We start from the raw sequence: 22,158 nt of genomic DNA on the forward strand, positions 1-22,158 counted from the left end.
TATTGTTGAACATTCCATATGTCCAACAGCAAATGTCTGCACTTGTCGCCAAAGAATTGAGTTCTATATTAGGTAGTAAACTCAGTATCGGAAGAATAAATATAGGCTTGTTGAACCGCATCATCATTGATGATTTATTATTAGACGACCAATCCGGCAAAGAGTTGTTGAAGGTATCCCGCTTGTCTGCCAAATTCGACATTATTCCCCTGTTCAACGGAAAAATATCTATCAGTAATGTGCAGTTGTTCAGTTTTAATGCCAATCTGGAGAAAGAAACTCCAGACGCTAAATCCAATTTTCAGTTTGTACTCGATGCTTTTGCTTCCAAAGATTCCGTTAAGAAAAAGAGTAATCTGGATTTGCGTGTTAATTCTTTGTTGATACGTCGTGGGAGGGTGTCATATGATATACGGTCCGAACAGGAAACCCCGGGAAAGTTCAATCCTAAACATATCCGTTTATCCAATATTCTCGCTAATATTTCTTTGAAAGCCCTGCAAAGCGATTCCATCAATGCCGCTATCAAGCGCATGAGTATCGAAGAGGAACATTCCGGTTTTGAATTGAAAAAACTAAGTCTCAAAGTAGTTGCCAATGACCGGAAAATGCGGATTGAAAATTTTGCAATCGATCTTCCTAACACCTCTTTGGAGGCAGACACTATCCGCATGGAATACGACAGTCTGGGAGCTTTCGGTAATTTTGCCAGGGATGTTCGTTTTTCGTTTCATATACTTCCTTCCGAGGTCGTTTTGCGAGATTTATCAGCCTTTGTTCCTGCTTTTAAGCCGTTTAAAGAGAAAATAAAACTGGAAGTGGAGACAAACGGAACCATTAACCGACTGAATTGTCCGCAGTTGTTGATATCTGCCGGAAAACACTTCCTGCTGAAGGGAGATGTATCCTTGCAGGATCTTTCTCATCCGCAAGATGCCTTTATTTATGGCAATTTATCTAACCTTTATGCCGATCAGGAAGGCATTGCGTTTTTTGTACGTAATTTGAGTAACGATTATAAAGGAGTTCCCCCGGTCTTACAGCATTTGGGTACTGTTGCTTTTCGTGGTGAGATATCCGGATATTTCACCGATCTTGTCACCTACGGTGAAGTGCGTACCGATATCGGTTCTTTAAAAACCGACATAAAGCTAAGTTCCGACAAGGAGAAAGGTTATTTTTCCTACTCTGGTGCTATAAAAACTACCGAATTTTCGTTAGGCGAACTGTTGGGTAATGATAAATTAGGAAAAGTTACCTTTAATATGGATGTCAAGGGCAATCATTATGAAAAGAAATACCCGTCCATCCTTATGAAAGGATTGGTCGCATCCATAGATTATAGTGATTATACTTACGAGAACATTACTTTGGATGGAGAATACAAACAAGGTGGATTTAATGGGAAAATAGCATTGGATGATGAAAACGTTTCGTTGGAAATGAATGGCACTATCAATACTGCCACTCAGGTACCTACTTTTAATTTCCGTGCCAACCTGGAGCATTTCCGTCCGCATAACCTCCATTTATCACCTAAATATGAGGATACGGAAATATCAGTTCAAGTAACCGCCGATTTCACCGGAGGTTCTATTGACGACATGAATGGTGAAATCAATATAGACAGTTTACAGTTCATTTCACCGGATAAGAACTATTTCATGGATAATCTTCAAATAGCGGCCATTCAGAAAGACAAACAACATAAGTTGCTGACAGTCAATTCCGGATTTCTGAAAGGTAGTATTGAAGGAGATTATTCCTATCAAACACTTCCCGGTAGCGTACTCAATATCATGCGCCGTTATGTTCCAGCTTTGATATTGCCGGGCAAAAAGCCTCAGGAAACAGAAAACAACTTCCATTTCGACCTGCATATTTTCGATACGGAACTACTGTCTACAGTCTTCCAAATACCTGTGAAAGTGTATACCCACTCTATTTTAAAAGGTTACTTCAATGACAAAGCTCAGCGATTACGGGTTGAAGGCTATTTCCCTCACCTGAGTTATGGAGAGAAATTTATTGAATCGGGCATGCTTCTATGCGAGAATCCCGGCGAACAGTTCCAGGCACGGGTTCGTTTCACTAATCGCAAAGTGAATGGAGCTGTAAACGTGGCATTAGAAGCACAAGCCAAGGACGACCATATCCAGACTGTGTTGAACTGGGGTAACAGCAGTTCTGTAACCTATAGCGGAAAATTAGCAACCGTTACACAGTTCATCCGTGTTAAGGAGAATATAGCCGACGGTAACAAACGTTCCTCTCATAAAAAACAAAAAGAGAAATCCTCTTTAAAAACGATAGTCGATGTCCAGCCTACCCATATTATTCTTAATGATACACTCTGGCAGATACATCCTTCACAAATAGTAGTAGATTCGGGAAAAATACATATCAATAACTTCTATTTCAGCCATAAGGAGCGCCATCTTCGCATCAATGGGATTGTATCCGATCAGCCTCAGGATACAGTACGTCTAAACTTACAGGATATTAATATCGGTTATGTATTTGACATAGCCAACCTTGGTGTAAACTTTAAGGGCGAAGCCACCGGTCCGGCTTATGCCAGTGGTGTCTTGAAAAAGCCGGTGATGAGTACGGACCTGTTCATTCGTAATCTCGGGTTGAATGATGGTCTGCTTGGCGATGCCAATATTCATGGAGAATGGCATCACGACGTGAAAGGTATTTATCTGGATGCCCATATCCGCGAGAAAGACATCGCCAAGAGTCATGTGTACGGATATGTCTACCCCATAAAACCCACCAGTGCGCTTGATTTACAAATAGAAGCGGACAATACGAACCTGAAGTTCATACATCATTATATGCGTAGTATCACTCCCGAATTCAGCGGGCGTGCCACCGGGCATGTACATTTCTATGGTAAGTTTAAGGCACTCACCATGGAAGGGCGTGTATTGGGTGATGCATCGTTAAAAGTAGATGTACTCAACACTACATTTTCTTTGAAAGATAGTATCCTTATTCAGCCGGACGGACTGACATTCCGCAACAATCGCATTTTCGACACACGTGGATATCAAGGTAAGATGAACGGTTATCTGCATTACCAGCATTTCAAAAATCTGGAATACCGTTTCCAGTTCGATGTTAACAATATGTTGGTAATGAATACCAAAGAATCTCTTGACTATCCTTTCTACGGTACCGTATACGGTACAGGCAATGCAACAATTGCCGGAAATGCAGCCGACGGTGTCAATATCGATGTGGCAATGACTACCAATCGTAATACCAACTTCGTATACATGAAAGAAGGTGTTGCGTCTGCCGTCAGCAACCAGTTCATCCGGTTTGTAGATAAAACTCCGCGCCGTGCCATACAAGATTCTATCCTTCTCATTTCCGATTTTGAACAAGCCCAAAAAGAGATGGTAGAGAAAGAAAGTGATACGGATATTCGTCTGAACCTCCTTATCGATGCTACCCCCGATGCTACGATGAAAATCATTATGGATCCCATCGCAGGCGATTATATCAGCGGAAAAGGCTCCGGAAATATCCGTACTGAATTTTATAATAAGGGAGATGTCAAGATGTTCGGTAATTACCGCATCAGTCAAGGAATTTATAAGTTCAGCCTTCAGGAAGTCATTCGTAAGGACTTTACCATCAAAGATGGAAGTTATATCAATTTCAATGGTCCTCCTCTTGATGCCACGCTTGATATACGGGCAAGTTATCTTGTCAGTTCCGCTTCGCTGAACGATTTGGTACCCAATGCCGGCAATTATGTCGACCAAACCAATATCAAGGTGAATTGCATCATGGATTTGACGGGACAACTCACTTCTCCGGCCGTAAAACTGAGTATCGAGTTGCCCAATGAACGCGATGAAGTGCAAGCATTGATACGTAACTATATTCCTACAGAAGAACAGATGAATATGCAGATACTCTATTTGCTGGGTATCGGCAAATTCTACACTCCCGAGAATGTAGATGTCACAGGCAACTCCAATATGATGTCGAGCGTGCTGTCTTCCACCCTTTCAGGACAATTGAATAATGCCCTTTCGCATATCATCGACAGCAACAATTGGAACATAGGCACCAACTTCAGTACGGGAGAAAAAGGCTGGACAGATGTAGAATTTGAAACCATGCTCTCTGGGCAGTTACTGAACAATCGTCTGCTCATCAACGGCAACTTCGGTTATCGAGACAACCCGATTGCCAATACTAATTTCGTGGGAGACTTTCAGGCCGAATGGTTGGTAAACCGTTCTGGAGATATCCGCCTGAAAGCTTATAACGAAACGAATGACCGTTATTATACCAAGACTAATCTTACCACCCAAGGCATCGGTATTGTTTTCAAGAAAGACTTCAATAAATGGAACGAGTTGCTCTTCTGGAACAAATGGAAACTGAAGAGATTGAAGAAAATTCAGGAAAAAAAGGAAGCGGCCTCCACTGATAGCATCCCCCAGGAATAGATTTAAGTAAAAAAGGGAGATACAGTCTTTTTCAACCATATCCCCCTGATATTATAAAATATATATGTCTGTCTTTATTAATAAGAGCGTGCAAATATCACACGGCAAGCCGACGGTTTACCTGTAACCATACATTTACCCGGTTCTTTGTCACCCGGCACGAAGGAGTCAAAAGGAATACAGCGAATGGTAGCTTTTGTTTCCTCCTTGATCTTTTCTTCAGTTTCCGTTGTTCCATCCCAGTGAGCCAGAATAAAACCACCTTCTTCGATCTTTTCCTTGAACTCGTCATAACTGTCCACTGATGTAATACGGTTATTACGATAAGTAAGCGCCTTCTTGTAGATATTTGCCTGGATCTCTTCAAGCAAATCTTTTACGTATTCCTCGATACCTTCGCAAGAACGTGTTTCCTTCTCCAACGTATCGCGACGCATCACTTCCATCGTATTGTTTTCCAAGTCACGGCCACCCATTACAAGGCGTACAGGTACCCCCTTCACTTCATAATCGGCAAACTTGAATCCCGGACGCTTATTATCGGCATTGTCATACTTCACGGAGATACCCAGCGATTTCAACTTGGCAACAATACCCGCTACCTTTTCGTCAATCTTAGCCAGCATTTCCGCATTCTTATAGATAGGTACGATAACCACCTGTATCGGAGCCAGATGCGGCGGCAATACCAGACCATTGTCATCAGAATGCGTCATGATAAGCGCTCCCATCAAGCGGGTAGATACTCCCCACGAAGTAGCCCATACATATTCCATCTTATTCTCCTTGTTTACAAACTGCACATCGAATGCCTTGGCAAAGTTCTGTCCCAAGAAGTGGGAAGTACCACTCTGCAGAGCCTTACCATCCTGCATCATAGCTTCAATGGTATAAGTGTTGAGTGCACCGGCAAAACGTTCGTTGGCGGATTTTACACCTCTGATAACGGGCACCGCCATATACTTCTCAGCGAAATCGCTGTATACATTCAACATTCTTACAGCTTCCTCTTCAGCTTCCTCACGGGTAGCATGGGCGGTATGTCCTTCCTGCCACAAAAACTCAGCCGTACGTAAGAACAAACGGGTACGCATTTCCCAACGGAACACGTTAGCCCACTGGTTGCACAAGATAGGCAGGTCACGGTAAGAATTGATCCAGTTCTTATAAGTATTCCAAATAATAGTCTCCGAGGTCGGCCGTATAATCAGTTCCTCTTCCAGTTTTGCGGCAGGATCCACCACAACTCCCCCCCCATTCGGATCATTTTTCAAACGATAATGCGTCACTACAGCACACTCTTTGGCAAAACCTTCTACATGTTCCGCCTCACGGCTCAGAAATGATTTTGGAATAAGTAACGGGAAATAAGCATTCACATGTCCTGTTTCCTTGAACATATCGTCCAACTGACGTTGCATTTTCTCCCATATAGCGTATCCGTAAGGCTTGATAACCATACAACCACGCACAGCCGACTGCTCTGCCAAATCGGCCTTCACCACCAATTCGTTATACCACTGAGAATAGTTCTCACTACGTTTGGTAAGGTCTTTCAATTCTACTGCCATTCTATTTCGTATTTTAAAGTTTTCTATTCGGGTTCATTAAACGAAGTGCAAAAGTACAAATTTCTGTGCTAAAAGTGTTTATTATATAATCACTATTTTTGTGTGGATACATATAAATAATTTGTACTTACACTTTAATTTATAAATAATAAAGCAGCCGGAATTACTCAAACTGAGCAATCCCGGCTGCCGCCTAAAGCAAAATAACCGCTGTTACCTGTCGTTTATTATAAAAATGTCACTCTAAATTTGTAGAGGAGTCTCTTCTCTTACATACCACTGCTGGTGCCCCCAATTCTTCTCGTTCTAATACATCAATGATCCCCTCCTGTTCCAATTCGAAAAGTGCAGGATATACCCGTAGCTTGTCGGCACCGGAATTTTGAATGATATCCTCTACATTTATCCTATTAGGAAAAGACTGGATATAGCTGATAATCTTTTGAGTATCTAAAAGTTTATAATTGATTTCCATACTATTTTAATATTTCCACGATACGTTTACATGCCAGTCCATCCCCATAAGGATTTACAGCTTTGCTCATCTTGTCATAATAATCTTGATTATCCAACAAAGCAGAAACCTCACTTACTATTTTCTCATAGTTTGTTCCAACTAATTTTACTGTGCCGGCTTCAAGTGCCTCCGGACGTTCTGTGGTATCACGCATTACAAGAACGGGTTTACCAAGACCAGGTGCTTCCTCCTGTATACCACCACTATCTGTTAAAACAATTGTAGCCTTTTCCATTAAATACACAAAAGATAAATATTCTAATGGTTCAATGAAAAACATATTATCAAGTCCTGACAAATTTTCTCCGAATACTTCATGAATAGGACGACGTACATTCGGATTCAAATGCATCGGATATACAAAATCTACTTCAGGATATTTCTTAGCCAATCTTTTAATAGCATGGCATATAGAGATAAAACCATTACCAAAGTTTTCTCGTCTATGTCCAGTAATAAGAACTATTTTTTTTCCTTTAATCGAACGATTTATATCATATCCTGATTTTTTTAGTATTTGTTCTAATTTTATATCTAGCGATTTATCATTTTTGATTTTATCTACCACCATATAAAGAGTATCAATAACCGTATTACCGGTTACGAAAAGAAACTTCTCCACTACTCCCTCGTTTTGAAGATTTTGGCGGCTGAGTGGTGTAGGTGAAAAATGATACGTGGCAATGCGTCCCGTTATGAGACGGTTCATTTCTTCGGGCCACGGACTATATATATTGTGTGTACGTAAACCTGCCTCCACATGTCCCACGGGGATTTGTTGATAGAAAGCAGCCAAGGCGGATGCTGTGGAAGTTGTAGTATCACCATGCACTAGCACGACATCGGGCTGTACCTTTTTTAATACGTCGCGCATGCCTGTCAATACACGGGCAGTGACGTCATAGAGATCCTGTCCCTGTTTCATGATGTTCAAGTCATAGTCCGGTGTGATGTCGAATATCTGTAATACTTGGTCGAGCATCTCGCGATGCTGTCCCGTGACGCATACAATGGTCTTGAACTCTTCCGGATATTTTTGGAACTCTTTTACCAAAGGAGCCATTTTGATAGCTTCCGGACGAGTACCGAAAACGAGCATTATTTTTTTCATATTCTTCTATATTTAATTACTTTAGCTGGATTTCCACCTACAATCGCATAATCGGGTACAGACTTTGTGACAACAGCTCCAGCTGCTATAATAGCCCCTTTACCTATTGTCTTGACATTCCCCAAAATTGTAACTCTTGTACCAATCCAAACATCATCACATATTATTAATTCAGATTTACCAATATTCCCTTGTTTTGCCATCGGAATGTCTGTTTTTTCAAATACATGTCCACCACCCATGATCATTACATCCGGTCCCATCATTACGTAATCTCCTATGCACAAGTATGTGTTGTGTATTTTTAGGTTTTCACCTAATGCAGAATAGTTTCCCATGGATATATCACTGCCTGTTCCCAAATAGACATGTCGCTGAATGTTGCAACAATGCCCCATTTTACGCAAAAGAAATTTACATGAAATTTCCCTGATCCACTTGGAAAATTTCCCAACAACAGGTAAACTTGATGACGGAAGATGATAGGCGATCAGGTAATAGAAGAGCAAATACCCCCCCCCTAATAAATTTATTCAGACAAGCAAACATTAAAGATGTTTTTATATATATTTCAGAAATCTAAAAGTGTTGGCGAAACGTTTCAAACGGGCTATGCTCGGTTCTTTTAAGAATCTGTAAAATCCTTCAAGACACATTTTTTGTATCCATTTAGGTGCCCGTTGAATTTTGTTAGAGAAGACTTCCATTGTACCGCCACATCCCACTGCAATTTCAATCCCCAATCGTTCCAAATCTTTGCGATTTTCGTCAATCCAATATTCTTGTTTCGGCATCCCTAAACCAACGAATAAATAATGAGGCTTGAAATTCGATATATACATCAATATTTGCTTGTTTCGTTCTTTCGGAAAAGGATATGGTATAAATCCCGTGACAAAACCAGCAGCCTCAATTCCCATATCCTGCATTTTCTTAACAGAACCTGCATTTGAATCTGGATAGCCACCTAATAAAAATATACGTTTATTATGCTCTTTGGCATAGGCACATACATCATAAATAAAATCAGCTCCGGAAATCTTCTCAAATGATTTTTTTTTGTTTTGCCTGCAAGCTATCAGATATGGTAGTTGCCCGTCAAAAGTCGCAATATTATCATCAATTATTCGATGTAAGCGCTCATTCTTTTGGGCTTCTATAATGAATTCCGCACCAACAGTTATTATTTGTATCATCTGTTTTTTAGACATTTCAAATATCTGTTGACGTACTAAGCCTTTGAATTTCAAATTACAAAATTGGATTTCCATTATTATAAACTATAATATTTATGAAAGAAGAGAAATATAAAGTTTCTCTATTTGTTTTTCTATATAATCTGGATAATACGATTTGCTTACTTCGTATCCGTTATTACCAAGCCTCATTCGTTCTTCGGGATTGTCTGCCAGTTGCATTATTGCCTGATAAAGTTGTTTCTTGTTTCCTGGGGCAATCAATATCCCGTTTCTACCATTATGTACTATTTCAGGAATACCTCCTACATGTGATGCTATTACAGGAATTCTATAAGACATGGCTTCCAAAATGGCAATACCCAATGCCTCAGTATAAGAAGGTTGCAAATAGATATCAGTATCTAACAACAAGCGTTCTTTTTCTTCTCCAACAATCCATCCACAGAAGTCGACCTTGCTTCCAAGACCTAAATCGTTTACCATTAACAGGAATTTATCCACTTCCCCATTCCCTCCCACAATTAATTGTAGATTATCTGGAAGTGATGCTTTATACTCATATAGCATTTCTAAAATGTCATAAATACCTTTATTATCGCACAGTTTCCCAAAAAACAACAAATTCAGGTTAGACTTCTTACGAGGAGTATAGCTTATCGGAAGGTCTATTGGGTTCCCAATTGTAGTTACATTAGTAAAACCTTCTTCCCTCAGGAACGATTCCCACACTTTAGCTATCGTTATAACACGATCTACCCGATGAAAAATAAAAGAAAGCATACGTGGATTGGCTCGATAGAACTCCGCCAAACTCCCGGAGTGTATATGTAAAACTATCTTTTTATGAAACAGATATGCCAGCATTACAAAAAGACTTTCACGATAAAATGTAAAACCGGAGGCTGTATGTACATGAACTATATGTATCCCTGATAAACAACAAAATCTAATCATACGAAAAAGCCCCGTTATCAATATTCCGATTTTACGTAGCACAGACTCCTTTCCATTCAACGGGATACGTACTGTTGAAATAAAATTGAACGGATTAAAAAACTGAGAATAAGTATTTAATAATTTGGCAATTCCTCCGCTCGGATAACGATAATCAGGACCAATAGTTAAAATTTTATTTGAGATTTTTTCTTGAATCATAGTTAATTAATTTCAAAGTCCTTAACCCCTCTAATAAAGCTTCAGGTTAAAAATCAACATTATCATTGAAGTACAAATACAGTATACTTCCACAATCCATTTTTTACGAAACTGTATACCTTCCACCATTAATATAAAGAATGCTGGCATAATGATATAGCTATATCTGTAATTCACATAATGTCCGGAAACAATTAATAAAAGTACCGTAAACAAATAGATACTAATCAAAGGATAATATTTCGTCTGCTTATTTTTGATAAAACAAATACAACTCAACAGCCCAAATATAGACAACGAAAACTTTAGGATTGTATATGTTATCATAATCAATACTTGGGGCGTTTCCATATTAAAAAATTTGGGTAAAGGACCTAAAAATGCAAGCAGCCAATAAATATACATTCCCAATCCTGACGGTGCATTCTCTGAGGTATTTAATATGGCATAATATATTTCGGGGAACTGATAAACCAACAAACTCGTAAAGAAAAGGCATAGGACTATTGCAGCCACACACATCCACGCAAATAGACGGTTATATATGTATGGGAAAATACAATATCCTAAGTATATTATGACAAAAAAGAATGTCATATATGGTCTGAAAAAATAAGTCGAAGCAATTGATACCCAAAACAAAATGTGATTATATGGCTTACGCTTACATTTATATATATAAAACAATGACAATGTGCACAAAAGTGTAAAAAGTGTTTCTTTCAGGCCTGAAACATTTAAATATGTCGAACAAAGATTTAATCCCCATAACAATGAAATTAAATGTGCTTTATAAGTATCGTTCACTATATTTACCGACAAATTGTATACCAACAAAGTAGTAAACCACTGGATTATGCAATTTACTAAAATCAAAATCCGCATGGAAGTCAGCGTATCTCCGCCTATCCAATAAATATATTTTAAGAATACAGGCCAACCATAATCGGATAAATCAGAAAATGTATTTCCTATTTCCACTAATGCCCCTTCAAAATCAAGATTTTTAGTTTTATTGGCTAAATCCGAATATAAAACGCTGTCAACTGCATTGTACCCCAATAAATCATTTGTATAATAAAGAAAGAAAAAATGAAGGGAAAACGATAATATAAGCTGAAAAAGGAAAACCCACAGTAACATTTGATTTTTCTTCAGCATCAGCCCTATTTTGAGCGAGATACTCCAAAATACGATAGAAAAAAGCTGCCAGAATATTACTCCCCAATCATAAGTACCGTTCGAAAAGAAAGTTACAAGAAATACAATGATAAAAGTAATTACATAGAAAACTTGTAAATACTTAATTAAATAAGTATCTCTATCTTGTCGCAAATGGCACGCTTCACCATATTGTTCAAAAATAAAATTCATAAACTATAACAATTGAGTATATATTTTTTGATATTGCCAAGCTATTTTTTCTATTGAATATTTTTCCGCATTACAGAGACCTTTTTGTATTAAGTCATCACATACTTCTTTATGACTTAACAAAAAATTGAAAGCCGCTTTAATCTCCACGACACTATGAGGATCTACATAATAAGCAGCCTCTTGTGCAACTTCGGGAATAGCTCCAACTTTACTTGTCAGAATAGGCCTTCCTACAGCATTAGCTTCTATGACAGGCATACCGAATCCCTCATAAAGAGAAGGGAAACTTACAATAGTACATTGTTTATATAATTCAACAATTCTACTGAAAGGAACGTCAAACTCGTTGTAATAGTCAATTTTGTATTTACGTAATAAAGTCAACTGTACAGATGACAATCTTCCGACTATGAACAGTTGGCACTTAATGTCACTCAATGCTTCAATTACCCGTTCCAAATTCTTGTGGCTTCCTGTGCCGATATGTAATATCAGCGGTATTTCAGTGATGCTTTGTTCCGTTCTTTTAAAAACAGGATTATATGGATTAGGAATTATCGTCAGCTTTTTTTTGACTTTTGGAAATTCAGATAATACTTCATTATATGTGCTACTTGATATACAAGTTATAACATCGCAGAAAAGCATAGGCAGATATCTCAACAGATACTTTTTAATCCATCTTTTCGTCTTTGACCTCGTATAAAAATCAGTACCTACATCATGCCAGGTCACAATTTTCTTACCTGTACAAAATGGTATCAGATATGTATCTGAAGAAGAAAAAAAGTGATTAATGTCAGATGAATTTCTTCTGACAAACAAGATGTTTTTTAAAATTCCTTTCAAAGAAGTTCCATATTCTGGAAGTTCCAGCAATTTTAAATCCGGAATTGCGGCAACAAGATTAAAGGCAATCTCTTCTATGCTGTTTTCTCCCTGCATCTTTTTACGTAGAAACAAAACTTTACCCATTTTTATATAGATGTTACTTTTAAGAAATCAGGTATTGTAATTAGTAGTTTCAAAATTCGTTTGATTTATAACTAATTAGTATACCTTTTTCATTAAATGCATAATCATTTGCGCTTGTTACTGCTTAATAAATACAACAGTGTGTCCTGTAAACTTAAAGGCAGGCAAAATATGCATTTTATTAGTTTATCCTTAAGAGACTTCGGTTGAAAATTTCTTTTAAAATATTCATCAAGATTACTTCCTTTTAAGACGGATATCCTGTCATTCTTTGAAATATGCATCAAATAAGTGGTACATACAGCCTTGAAATGAATATAACAGATGAATGTTCGAATAGATGCAAGATAAGAATTATCGTGTATAGAGAAATGTAGCAATACTTTTTCCAGCAAACTGCGCAATTGAAAATAGGCATTCTGTAACTTATCATAAGGATGTATTCTATGTACTAAACTCCCTGGATTACTGTAATAATTATATCGTGCTCCTGATATTGACCAAATGTTGTTTATCTGCAACAAATATGTGAAATAAAAAATATGATCCTCATGATATGACATTCCCGTATCGAATCTGATCCCTTCATTTTGTATTATTTCCTTACAATAAAGTTTATTACATGGGCCTCCTTCATGCAAGAAAGCGAAATTATGAAAATTGTCATATTGTGACAAGCTAATCATATCCATCTTTATCAGTGGAAATTCCACTCGCCTAATCAATTTCTCACCCGTACTGTTCACATAGTTCAAACCTTGCATCACAAGACAAGAAGAATCCGGATTACCTAAGCTAAAGAAAGAAGCTAAATAATCCTTTTCTACGCTATCATCCGGATCAACAAAGCAAACCCACTTTCCTTTTGCTAAGTCCAATCCTGCATTTCGTGCTGAGCTGACACCTCCATTGGGTTGATGAATTACTTTCACACGCAAATCTTTTGAAGCATATTCATCACAAATCCGGGCACTACCATCCGGGCTGCCATCATCAATAAGTATGATTTCAAAATCCTCGAATGTCTGTACAAGGAGACTATCCACACAGCGGCAAATATACTTTTCCACCTTATAGACAGGAATTATGATAGATATAACCGGAGTATTCATTTCATTACTTTTTTCTTAATACATATTTTAATTTTTCCACAACAAACGACAGCTCATTTTTTGAAATACCTAAAAGTACTACACTCAAAAGAACAGAAAAAGCGGCGGCTGATACTATGACAATGAACGAGCTGAAAGTTCCTTCGGATAAATTTCTTTTCAAAAAATAAGGAATTATCCATACCACTGCACTAACTTTAAAAATCGGCCACATGATTTGGGTATAATAATATCGTATAGCCAATCTTATTTTAGGAAAAACAATCCATATACGTATCAGTTGAGTGATAACTTCTATAATCAGATAAGTGAAAAAGACAGCGATGGCACCGACATTGAAATATTTTAATAGAACATATGATACCGGTACTACAGACAATAAAATAGTGCCCTCTATCATTTGGAATTTTTTCAAATCACCCGTTGCGTGAATACCTATTAATACGGAACCATTCAATGATGTATTCAATGCAACTACAAGCATAAACTGCACAAATTCCACTGTATACGGAGGTACATCTACCAACCAAATTTTTAAAATATAATCAGCTTGTGAAATTATAGGCACTGCGATAAGAAGCGTCAAATAGAATGAATATCGAGTTGAAAATAATATCAGTTGATGCATATGGCTTAAATCATCCTGTGCATAAGACTTGATGATTTGCGGTCTTACCGCCATTAAAAAATTAGAGCAAAATTGATTACAAGCGCTCTGCACCTGCAAAGCTATGCCATAAGCCGCATTAACTATCGGTCCGAAAAACAGATTAAAAAGAATATTTATACCTTGTGTAGAGCCGACAATCGCCAAATTACCATTCATTGTCCAAGCTGAATACATTAAAATCGACTTCATACCGTCTACTTTAAATCTTAAGTGGTAATGACTTTCGCTAAAATGCTTCTTGCAATAAATGGTATAAAGTATGCGAATAAAAACCTGGACGGTTACAGTCAATATCGCATATATAACCAATCTGTCAATTGGCAATACAAACAGTACGAACACACTGAATAACTTTAAAACAGCTTCGATTACAGATATAAGAGCAAAGGCATTCATCTTTTCGTGAGCTATGATAAGGGCATTGAAAGGAGAACTAACCAACATGATGATTGAGGAAAGAACAGTACTTTGATATACCCAAAAAGCAGCAGTTAAACGTTCGTCCGGAATGACTAATTTATTCATTACAAACCATAAACCAGCCGTTTCAGCTAATATCACCACAACAGCTGCTATAATATAATGAGTTGTCATTATGCTATTAAATATTTCTTGGCTCTTTATTTTATCTCCTTCCCCCAAAGAGTAAATTATAAAACGTGAAGAAGCACCGCTCAATGAGGCATTGATAAAACCGAACATTGAAACAATTCCTCCAACTATATTATATATGCCATAATCTTCTACCCCTAATGCTTCAAGTATTATTCGGGAAGTATAAAGCGACACAGCCATTATAAATATCATGCGCACATAGAGGAATGCCGTGTTTTTAACAATACGTTTATTATTTGATGATATATCAGCCATGATGATTATAGTAATCGAATTTATCTATGACTACTCTTTGAGTATGTACCCTTCTACTATCTTCAGATGGTAAAGACATATAATCATTTCCATATAAATCCACAAGATACTGATGTGTATCATGTGGAGCTTTGAAATAGACTCCTTCAAATTCCACCTCTTTCAAAGGGAAAAAAATAGCAGGGGAATGATTTTCCGGATTTGTAACGCCATATTCATAATAATATCTCTTATTAGGAATGAAACAATCCACCAACCATAATAGCTTATATATACATTTCACAAACAACATCAGTAAACGCATTATAAACCCCTTATAAAAAAAAGAATGTCCTTTTTTAGTTAAAGCCCTCCAACCATAAAGAAGATAGCGATGTAACGATGCTGAAATTATGTGAGAAAACCCACTAATTGGAGCCACTGTGAAAATATCAATATAAATACCTCTATACTTATATTGGTTATCTATGAAGTTATTTTCGTAAATGGTACTATAAGTATCTCGAATTTTCATATATGCGCCCGGATAGTTCCAGTCTGTCCGATTGGTCTGTATCTTCAAAAAAGGCGGTAGTTCTCTGCGTAAAATACGCATTAACTTCTTACGGTCTTTCTCCAATATTTCAATGTCCAAGTCATCATCCCATGGTATAAATCCTTTATGTCTGACTGCGCCTAAAAGTGTACCGGAAGATAACCAATATGGTATTTCATACTTATCACAAATATCCGCAATTATTTTCAATATATCTAACATTCTGAGTTGCTGTAATCTCAAAATGGAGCCATCAGGATTATATTGTTCTCGTAAACTTCTCCGTTCTATCATAAACACACATTTATTTCTTTCAGCCCATTTATTAACCTGTCATTATCCATTTTATCTCTTACTGCAAGACGAATATAATTCCTTCCTGCAAACGCATCTTTCGTACTACAATCCTTTATCAATATATTTTTCTTTAGAAGGACTTTACTCAACTCTGAAGATGTATAGGGAGGAAGTACCTCACACAAAAAATAATTTGCTTGAGAAGGAATTATACGCAAATATTCTATTTGTAATAAAGCATCATAAAAACGTTCTCGTTCCTGGATAAACTTTCTACATGCCTTTTTATAATCGTTTTCATATTTACCGAATATCTGCATATAGAACTCTGCAAAAGAATTTATATTCCAAATGGAAACATCTTTTTTAATCTTCTCAATCAGTCTCTTGTCACTGCTTGCCAATATACCCAAACGTAAACCGGGAACACCGTAAGATTTTGAGATACTTTTCATTACAACCAAATGAGGGTATTTCTCAAGGATATCATTTGACAGTAATGAATTGTTTAGCCCGTCTTCTGCAAAGTCCACAAAAGACTCATCCACAATTAAACGGACGGAATGTTGTCCGCTCCACTCAGCCAATCGGAATATATCTTCACGAGAAATGAAGTTTCCTGAAGGATTATCAGGATTGATAAGTAATAATGATTGTATATTCTTATTGGCATAATAAGCCATCAGGTCATCTGCCGTATATGAAAAATCAACATTACCAGGAATATAAATTATCAAATTGTCCTTTTCATATCGATTTGGATATTCTTCAAATGTGGGATAAACCACTCCTGTTTTTCCATTTAAATATCCCATCAAAGATTTAATCAATTCGGCAGCTCCATTACCGACTACTGCATAATCTCTATTGATATGGAAGTATTTTGAAATAAGTAATGAATTGATACGCATACCTGATGGATATTCATTCAATAGAATATCAAAATTAGCTTTCAACTCATCTTTTAATTTTTGAGGAGGGAAATAGGGATTCACCAAATAACAAAAATCTAATAAATTAGGAAAACGCCAATACCCTCCATATCGTTTCTGGTATAATGAAAGCTGGTTTTCTTCCGAAGCAAATATTGTCTCCGCAATATCCAAATCTTGTACATCATCTATCTCGTACCATTTCTGTCCGGTCAATGGCAATGCTTTTAATTCACAATTATCCAGTAAAGTAATTACACGAAGAACCTGTTCATAGTATTCATTATTGCCCAATGCTTTAGTATAGGCTTCCAAGAAAGGAATATAGTGAGTCTGAGAGAATTCTCTACTGAACTTATAGATATTTACTGTTTTATAATAGAAATCCACATCACTATATTTAAAAGCTTTTTTAGGTACGAAATTTACAATATTGTTATCATCATCTATACGGACCATGGTACCATCCATCCAGGTTTCATATTTTGCCACTAAAGCCAAATTAGGATGTGAATTATTTACAATCATTGAAAAAAGGGTATCATCAAATATTAGATCAGACTCTATAAGTAATGTATCATCTTTTTGTAATTCTTCTTTTGCTAAGGAAAGGGAATATATATTGTTGGTTTTGTCAAATATAGGATTATTTATATATTCTATTTTCAAACCTTTGTATTCATGTCCGATGTGTTTTTTTAGCTTTTCCCCTTGATAGCCTATCACAATTATCACTTTGGATAATGGTAATATTGACAATTGCGTAAGGGTTCGATCTATAAGAGGGATCCCGTTCACTTTTACCATGCACTTGGTATTACCTTTGGTCAATTCGCCTAAACGTTTTCCCATGCCGGCTGCTAATATAATTGCTTGCATAATGTTATAATATATCATGGATGACTACAATATTTATAAAAAATATACAGTCCTCTGTCAGTTGTTTTTTTATTTAAAATATTATTTACAATATAAGGATAGTAGTGACACCTTTGTCACCCTCTTTTATAACTTTTTATACGTATACGTAAAACGTACTATTAAGTATTGATTCATTAAATACATATATACTATAGAAAGTTGGAAAAACGCGTGCCAAAGGTGTCATCGGCTACAGCGTCAATGCGTTTCCCAATCTTTTTCCATACACTGCACAAACCTGTGAACCAAGCTGTTGTACTCTTCGGAGTGTAGCGCGTACACACCCGCATAGAGGTGGAAAACAGCATAGCACTGATTCAAATCAGACCAAGTCCCCTTTTTATGCATTCATAAGTGGAGACGCTCATAGACGTGCGATGGCATACTTCCTGAATGGGAAGGTATTTACCATCTACCGGAATGCTACACCGTAGCGATTCCAGGAAATCACCCAGCTCAAAGTAGAGGATGATTCTCTTCTTTTTACTCATCGTTTTTTTTGAATAAATTTAAGTTGATACTAAAAAATAGGCATGTAAAACGTTAACATACGTGAATAATGTTAATAAATCATCCATGCGTAACTCACATGTCAGTTATCTCTTTTTGGCGGTACGCCATCTATTCCTCAACTTCGCGGCATCATTTTTTTTACAACAATAAAAACATTCAATGAAAGAAATTTTAATCAGCCTTTTTAAAGGCTATTCAGACATGCATCCCGCAAAGACTACTATTCGTCAAGTGGTCGACCTCATCAAGAACGATGCGTTGATAAGTGAACATACCGAAAAACATCGTCATTATGCAAAACAAGGACTCACTGATGCTGCTAACCGTGAAAAGGCTGCGTGCCCCTGTTTCGCCATAGCCGTACGTTTCGAGGGTGGAAAACGACGGGAGAATATCTCCGGATGGACCGGACTTTCCATGGCCGACTTGGATCATGTGCCCACCGACCGGATGGAAACGATGTTGCAAAGTATTCGTGAGGATCCTCATACTCTTCTCTCCTACCGTACCATTAGCGGTAACGGTGTCCGGGTGATTTTCCTTACGGATTGTATCGGCGACCATTCCAAAGGAAACTTGAAACTTTATGCCCGTGTTTTTGAAGAAACCAATCTCTACTATTCCCGCCTGCTGGATTACGAATGCGACCTGAAATGCAAGAATGTTACCCGTTTGTGCGGACTTGCCCATGATCCTGATGTGTTTTTCAATCCTGAGGCGCTTCCTTTCCGGATACAATCCCGGACAACCGTATCGTGTGGGACTTCCCCAAAAAGAACCCCGCATAAGCGGTTGCAAAGAGCTGTAGAAAAAGCCGCCGAAGAACTGAACCGGGAAAACATTGTTTATACCGAACATTCCCGTAACGAATATATCATGCGAATGGGCTATCTGCTCAACGCGTTTGGGGTATCTCAAGATGAAGCGACGGAATGGGCCATCGGCCGGTTTACTGATTACGACGGGGATATTGTTTCCATTTTCCGTTCGTGTTATCTCAATACAGATGAACACGGCACCCGGAAACTGTCTTGCCGGAAGGGTAAGGACACTACCGGAAACGATAAGTTTGCCACCGTAGAGGAAATAGAGACGTTTCTTGATACCCAAGCGAAATTCAGACATAATACTATCACCGGAAAATGTGAAGCTATGAAATCCGATGCCGGCAAAGACGACGGCAGGTATGTGGAAATAGACGACCGTTTCGTCAACTCCCTGTGGTGCCGGATGAGCAAGGATGCGAAGGCGGCACGCATCGGTGATATCCGCAACGTGCTGAGTTCCGAGTATGTGAAGCTTTTCAATCCTTTCGTCGAACATTTCAGTAAGTTGAAGCCTTGGAACCGCGACATCGACTATATCGGGCAGCTGGCATCTACCGTGCACGTCAAGGGTGACCCGTCCGTGTTTGCGGAATACTTCAAGAAATGGTTTGTAGGTATCACCGCATCCTTGTTTGACACGCAAGTGGTAAATCATGAAATTCTGGTTCTCATCGGGCCGCAGGGAAGTTATAAAACCACTTGGTTCAATAACCTGCTGCCTAAAGAGTTGCAACAATATTTTTATGTGAAATCGAATAATAACCGTATCACCAAAGATGATATGTTTACCCTCACCGAGTTCGCCCTCATCTGCCTGGAGGAGATAGACGAGATGCGTCCGGCAGAGTTGAACCAACTCAAAGCCATGGTAACCATGAAAAACGTGAACGAACGGGAGGCTTATGGGCACTATAAAGAGCACCGTCCCCATATTGCGAGTTTCTGCGGTACCAGTAATAATATCCATTTTCTCTCAGATCCCACCGGTAATCGTCGCTGGTTGCCTTTCGAGGTGGAGAGTATCGACGACCCCTATACGTACCCCGTAAATTATGACGGGGTCTACGCGCAGGCTTATACCCTTTGGAAAGAGGGTTTTCACTATTGGTTCGATACCGGGGAGGTAAACGCTGTCAATGCCCACAATGTGAACTTTGAAGTCCCTAACCTGGAGCGTGAACTTGTTCTTACACGTTTCCGCCGCCCCATGCCGGGCGAAGAATGTATCTTTGTTACCACGGCTTATATCCTGAATCAAATCAGCGGAGGCATCAAGCAGTTGCTTAGTCCTACCAAAATCGGAATCGCCATGAAGCAGGCGGGGTTCGAGCTGGTGAGAACCGCCAATCAGCGGGGATATCGGGTCGTAGAGTTGAAAGGTGATGAAATCTATCGCAACCAGTGTGCCACGGCACGGTTTACGGCAAAACCGCCGGTAGCCGGAACATAACGGCTGGCCGCGGAAAGAAGAAGATTGGCAACCGAAAGATGATGATGAGCCGTCTAAAGATGATAACGAGTTGTCTAAACAGCATGGTGACACTCGTTGATCATCCTCTTTCGTCCGTCGGTATTTCAGGGTTCTCCCAACGCTTCTACTATCATCCTTACCTGGACAGGCAGGAACATGCGGCTCTGCGGATTGCAGCACAAAGCATTGAGCCGATCGCGCAGATGGGGGCAATAATCAATCCAACTCTGTAATTTCCGGTAAGCTACCTGCGAATTAAGTGCAGGAAAGTAACATTGGGCAAGTTCCGTACGCCCATAAGCACGAATGACAAAATTCTCCATAACTTCACTTATCTTGTTTCTTTATCGGATGTAAAGTTACTGAAAATCAGCGAAACATCCATACAGAGTATCGGCTTTAATCAACTATAACCTACCGAAATCAAGCCTTATCCACTTTTACCTATTTTCTCTTTTTTACGCATCGTATCTTTGTTTCGGTCAAGAGAGGAATAAACTCTCTGGCCAAAGTAAAACTAATTATTAACTTAAAACTTTAGATGTATGATTACTTACAAAAAAGTTCAGATTGTAGGCGAGAAAAACCAATGCAACGGCCTTTGGTATGCCCGTCCGGTGATTAACGAGACATTCGACACGGAAATGTTGTCGAAACACATGTCGAAGCATAACACTCCTTTTTCGCCCGGCGTTATCAAGGGTGTGCTTGCCGATATGATCTCCTGTATCAAGGAGTTGATATTGGACGGCAAGAACGTGAAATTGGATGATCTCGCTATATTCTCCGTAGGCATCGTGAGCAAGAAAGGCGCTACGTCCGCCAAGGAATTCACTGTAACGGATAATGTAAAAGGCGTGAAACTGCGCGCCCGTGCCACCGGAGAACTGAGTAACGCCCAAATCAACCTGGAGGCTGCACTGAAAGAGGCTTCCCAATATGCCATAGAGGCTGACGGAAACAGTGGCGGCAGCTCATCGGGCAACGGTGAAGACCAGAATGAAAATCCGCTGGGATAAAATATATTTTTTCATCTAAAAAAATCAATTTATGTCAACAGAAAAAAAATCAGTATGGAGCATTGTGCTCAAAGTTATCGTGGCCGTGGCTACTACCCTGGCCGGAGTGTTCGGAATCAGTTCTTGCATAAGCCGATGAGAACCATTACCCTTATCATTATTCATTGCTCTGCTACCCGTGAGGGGCAGAGCTTTGATTTTGAACAATGCCGTTGCGACCATATCAACCACCGTAGATTTCAAGATATAGGTTATCATTTCTATATTACCCGGGATGGTGACATCCACAGAGGACGTCCGTTGGAAAAACCGGGGGCGCATTGCCGCAATCATAACTCGCATAGTGTAGGTATCTGTTATGAAGGAGGTCTTGATGCTTGCGGATATCCCAAAGATACCCGTACCTTACTGCAACGAGGCAGTCTGCTGGCGCTTATCCGCGAACTGAAACTCCTGTTTCCCACAGTTTTGGTCGTGGGACACCATGATTTAAATCCGCAGAAACCCTGCCCTTGTTTCAATGCGGTGGCAGAATATGCGGATATTCATTGAATATTACTTTTTCTTGTGTTTGTCCCTTATATAATCCCACCACAAGTTCAGTCCTACCC

General features: G+C 38.7%; 17 protein-coding genes and 1 pseudogene. 5 read left to right on the plus strand and 13 right to left on the minus strand.

Annotation, left to right across the window (positions count from 1 at the left end):
* Positions 1-32 precede the first annotated feature (32 nt).
* Positions 33-4,475: a translocation/assembly module TamB domain-containing protein gene (locus tag DXC10_RS11225; RefSeq protein ID WP_187120680.1), complete on the plus strand. Its 4,443-nt coding sequence runs from the start codon at positions 33-35 to the stop codon at positions 4,473-4,475.
* 77 nt (positions 4,476-4,552) lie between these two features.
* Here the strand turns inward: DXC10_RS11225 and proS are convergent, their stop codons facing one another.
* The 12 genes and pseudogenes from proS to DXC10_RS11285 all read right to left on the minus strand — a co-directional run bounded on the left by proS (position 4,553) and on the right by DXC10_RS11285 (position 17,675).
* A complete protein-coding gene (gene proS / locus DXC10_RS11230; protein WP_101542781.1) occupies positions 4,553-6,046 on the minus strand; it encodes a proline--tRNA ligase in 1,494 nt (497 codons plus the stop codon).
* 238 nt (positions 6,047-6,284) lie between these two features.
* Positions 6,285-6,521 (minus strand): hypothetical protein, encoded by a 237-nt coding sequence (locus DXC10_RS11235; protein ID WP_117737891.1) that lies wholly within the window; start codon positions 6,519-6,521, stop codon positions 6,285-6,287.
* 1 nt (position 6,522) lies between these two features.
* Positions 6,523-7,674 carry a non-hydrolyzing UDP-N-acetylglucosamine 2-epimerase gene (wecB, locus tag DXC10_RS11240; RefSeq protein ID WP_117737892.1) on the minus strand — a complete coding sequence of 384 codons (1,152 nt, stop codon included), beginning with the start codon at positions 7,672-7,674 and terminating at the stop codon, positions 6,523-6,525.
* Positions 7,671-7,838, minus strand: a pseudogene (locus DXC10_RS16745) (acyltransferase); the annotation flags it as partial. The pseudogene DXC10_RS16745 and the gene wecB, both read right to left, overlap by 4 nt.
* 396 nt (positions 7,839-8,234) lie before the next feature.
* Complete coding sequence (locus DXC10_RS11250) at positions 8,235-8,945, minus strand: WecB/TagA/CpsF family glycosyltransferase (protein ID WP_117737894.1); 711 nt, start codon at positions 8,943-8,945, stop codon at positions 8,235-8,237.
* 18 nt (positions 8,946-8,963) lie between these two features.
* On the minus strand, positions 8,964-10,028 hold the full coding sequence (locus DXC10_RS11255; RefSeq protein ID WP_117737895.1) for a glycosyltransferase family 4 protein: 1,065 nt from the start codon (positions 10,026-10,028) through the stop codon (positions 8,964-8,966).
* A 30-nt stretch (positions 10,029-10,058) separates the two neighbouring features.
* On the minus strand, positions 10,059-11,402 hold the full coding sequence (locus tag DXC10_RS11260) for a hypothetical protein (protein WP_117737896.1): 1,344 nt from the start codon (positions 11,400-11,402) through the stop codon (positions 10,059-10,061).
* 3 nt (positions 11,403-11,405) lie between these two features.
* A complete protein-coding gene (locus tag DXC10_RS11265) occupies positions 11,406-12,380 on the minus strand; it encodes a glycosyltransferase family 1 protein (protein ID WP_117737897.1) in 975 nt (324 codons plus the stop codon).
* A 104-nt stretch (positions 12,381-12,484) separates the two neighbouring features.
* Positions 12,485-13,492, minus strand: coding sequence for a glycosyltransferase family 2 protein (locus DXC10_RS11270; protein ID WP_117737898.1), 1,008 nt, complete (start codon positions 13,490-13,492; stop codon positions 12,485-12,487).
* Between the two features lie 4 nt (positions 13,493-13,496).
* Positions 13,497-15,032: a lipopolysaccharide biosynthesis protein gene (locus tag DXC10_RS11275; RefSeq protein WP_117737899.1), complete on the minus strand. Its 1,536-nt coding sequence runs from the start codon at positions 15,030-15,032 to the stop codon at positions 13,497-13,499.
* Entirely contained in the window at positions 15,025-15,861 is an 837-nt protein-coding gene (locus DXC10_RS11280; RefSeq protein ID WP_117737900.1) for a phosphorylcholine transferase LicD, read from the minus strand. Before DXC10_RS11280 ends, DXC10_RS11275 begins: the two co-directional genes overlap by 8 nt.
* Positions 15,858-17,675, minus strand: coding sequence for an aminotransferase class I/II-fold pyridoxal phosphate-dependent enzyme (locus tag DXC10_RS11285; RefSeq protein ID WP_117737909.1), 1,818 nt, complete (start codon positions 17,673-17,675; stop codon positions 15,858-15,860). Before DXC10_RS11285 ends, DXC10_RS11280 begins: the two co-directional genes overlap by 4 nt.
* A 714-nt stretch (positions 17,676-18,389) precedes the next feature.
* On the opposite strand from DXC10_RS11285, the gene DXC10_RS11290 reads away from it, so the two are divergent.
* Positions 18,390-20,507: a BT4734/BF3469 family protein gene (locus DXC10_RS11290; protein WP_117737901.1), complete on the plus strand. Its 2,118-nt coding sequence runs from the start codon at positions 18,390-18,392 to the stop codon at positions 20,505-20,507.
* A 125-nt stretch (positions 20,508-20,632) separates the two neighbouring features.
* Here the strand turns inward: DXC10_RS11290 and DXC10_RS11295 are convergent, their stop codons facing one another.
* Positions 20,633-20,851, minus strand: coding sequence for a DUF4248 domain-containing protein (locus DXC10_RS11295; RefSeq protein WP_101542755.1), 219 nt, complete (start codon positions 20,849-20,851; stop codon positions 20,633-20,635).
* Positions 20,852-21,073: 222 nt separating this feature from the next.
* On the opposite strand from DXC10_RS11295, the gene DXC10_RS11300 reads away from it, so the two are divergent.
* The 3 genes from DXC10_RS11300 to DXC10_RS11305 are packed head-to-tail and all read left to right on the plus strand — an operon-like array spanning position 21,074 to position 22,099.
* Positions 21,074-21,547 (plus strand): DNA-binding protein, encoded by a 474-nt coding sequence (locus DXC10_RS11300; protein ID WP_101542754.1) that lies wholly within the window; start codon positions 21,074-21,076, stop codon positions 21,545-21,547.
* Positions 21,548-21,578: 31 nt separating this feature from the next.
* Positions 21,579-21,686, plus strand: a complete 108-nt coding sequence (locus DXC10_RS16340) for a smalltalk protein (RefSeq protein WP_158557848.1) — start codon at positions 21,579-21,581, stop codon at positions 21,684-21,686.
* Positions 21,683-22,099, plus strand: coding sequence for an N-acetylmuramoyl-L-alanine amidase (locus tag DXC10_RS11305; protein WP_101542753.1), 417 nt, complete (start codon positions 21,683-21,685; stop codon positions 22,097-22,099). The genes DXC10_RS16340 and DXC10_RS11305 overlap by 4 nt, the downstream gene beginning before the upstream one ends.
* The last annotated feature ends 59 nt before the right edge of the window (positions 22,100-22,158 follow it).

Origin of the sequence: Bacteroides sp. OM08-11 (assembly GCF_003438665.1) — a bacterium.
GTDB classification, from domain to species: domain Bacteria; phylum Bacteroidota; class Bacteroidia; order Bacteroidales; family Bacteroidaceae; genus Bacteroides; species Bacteroides cutis.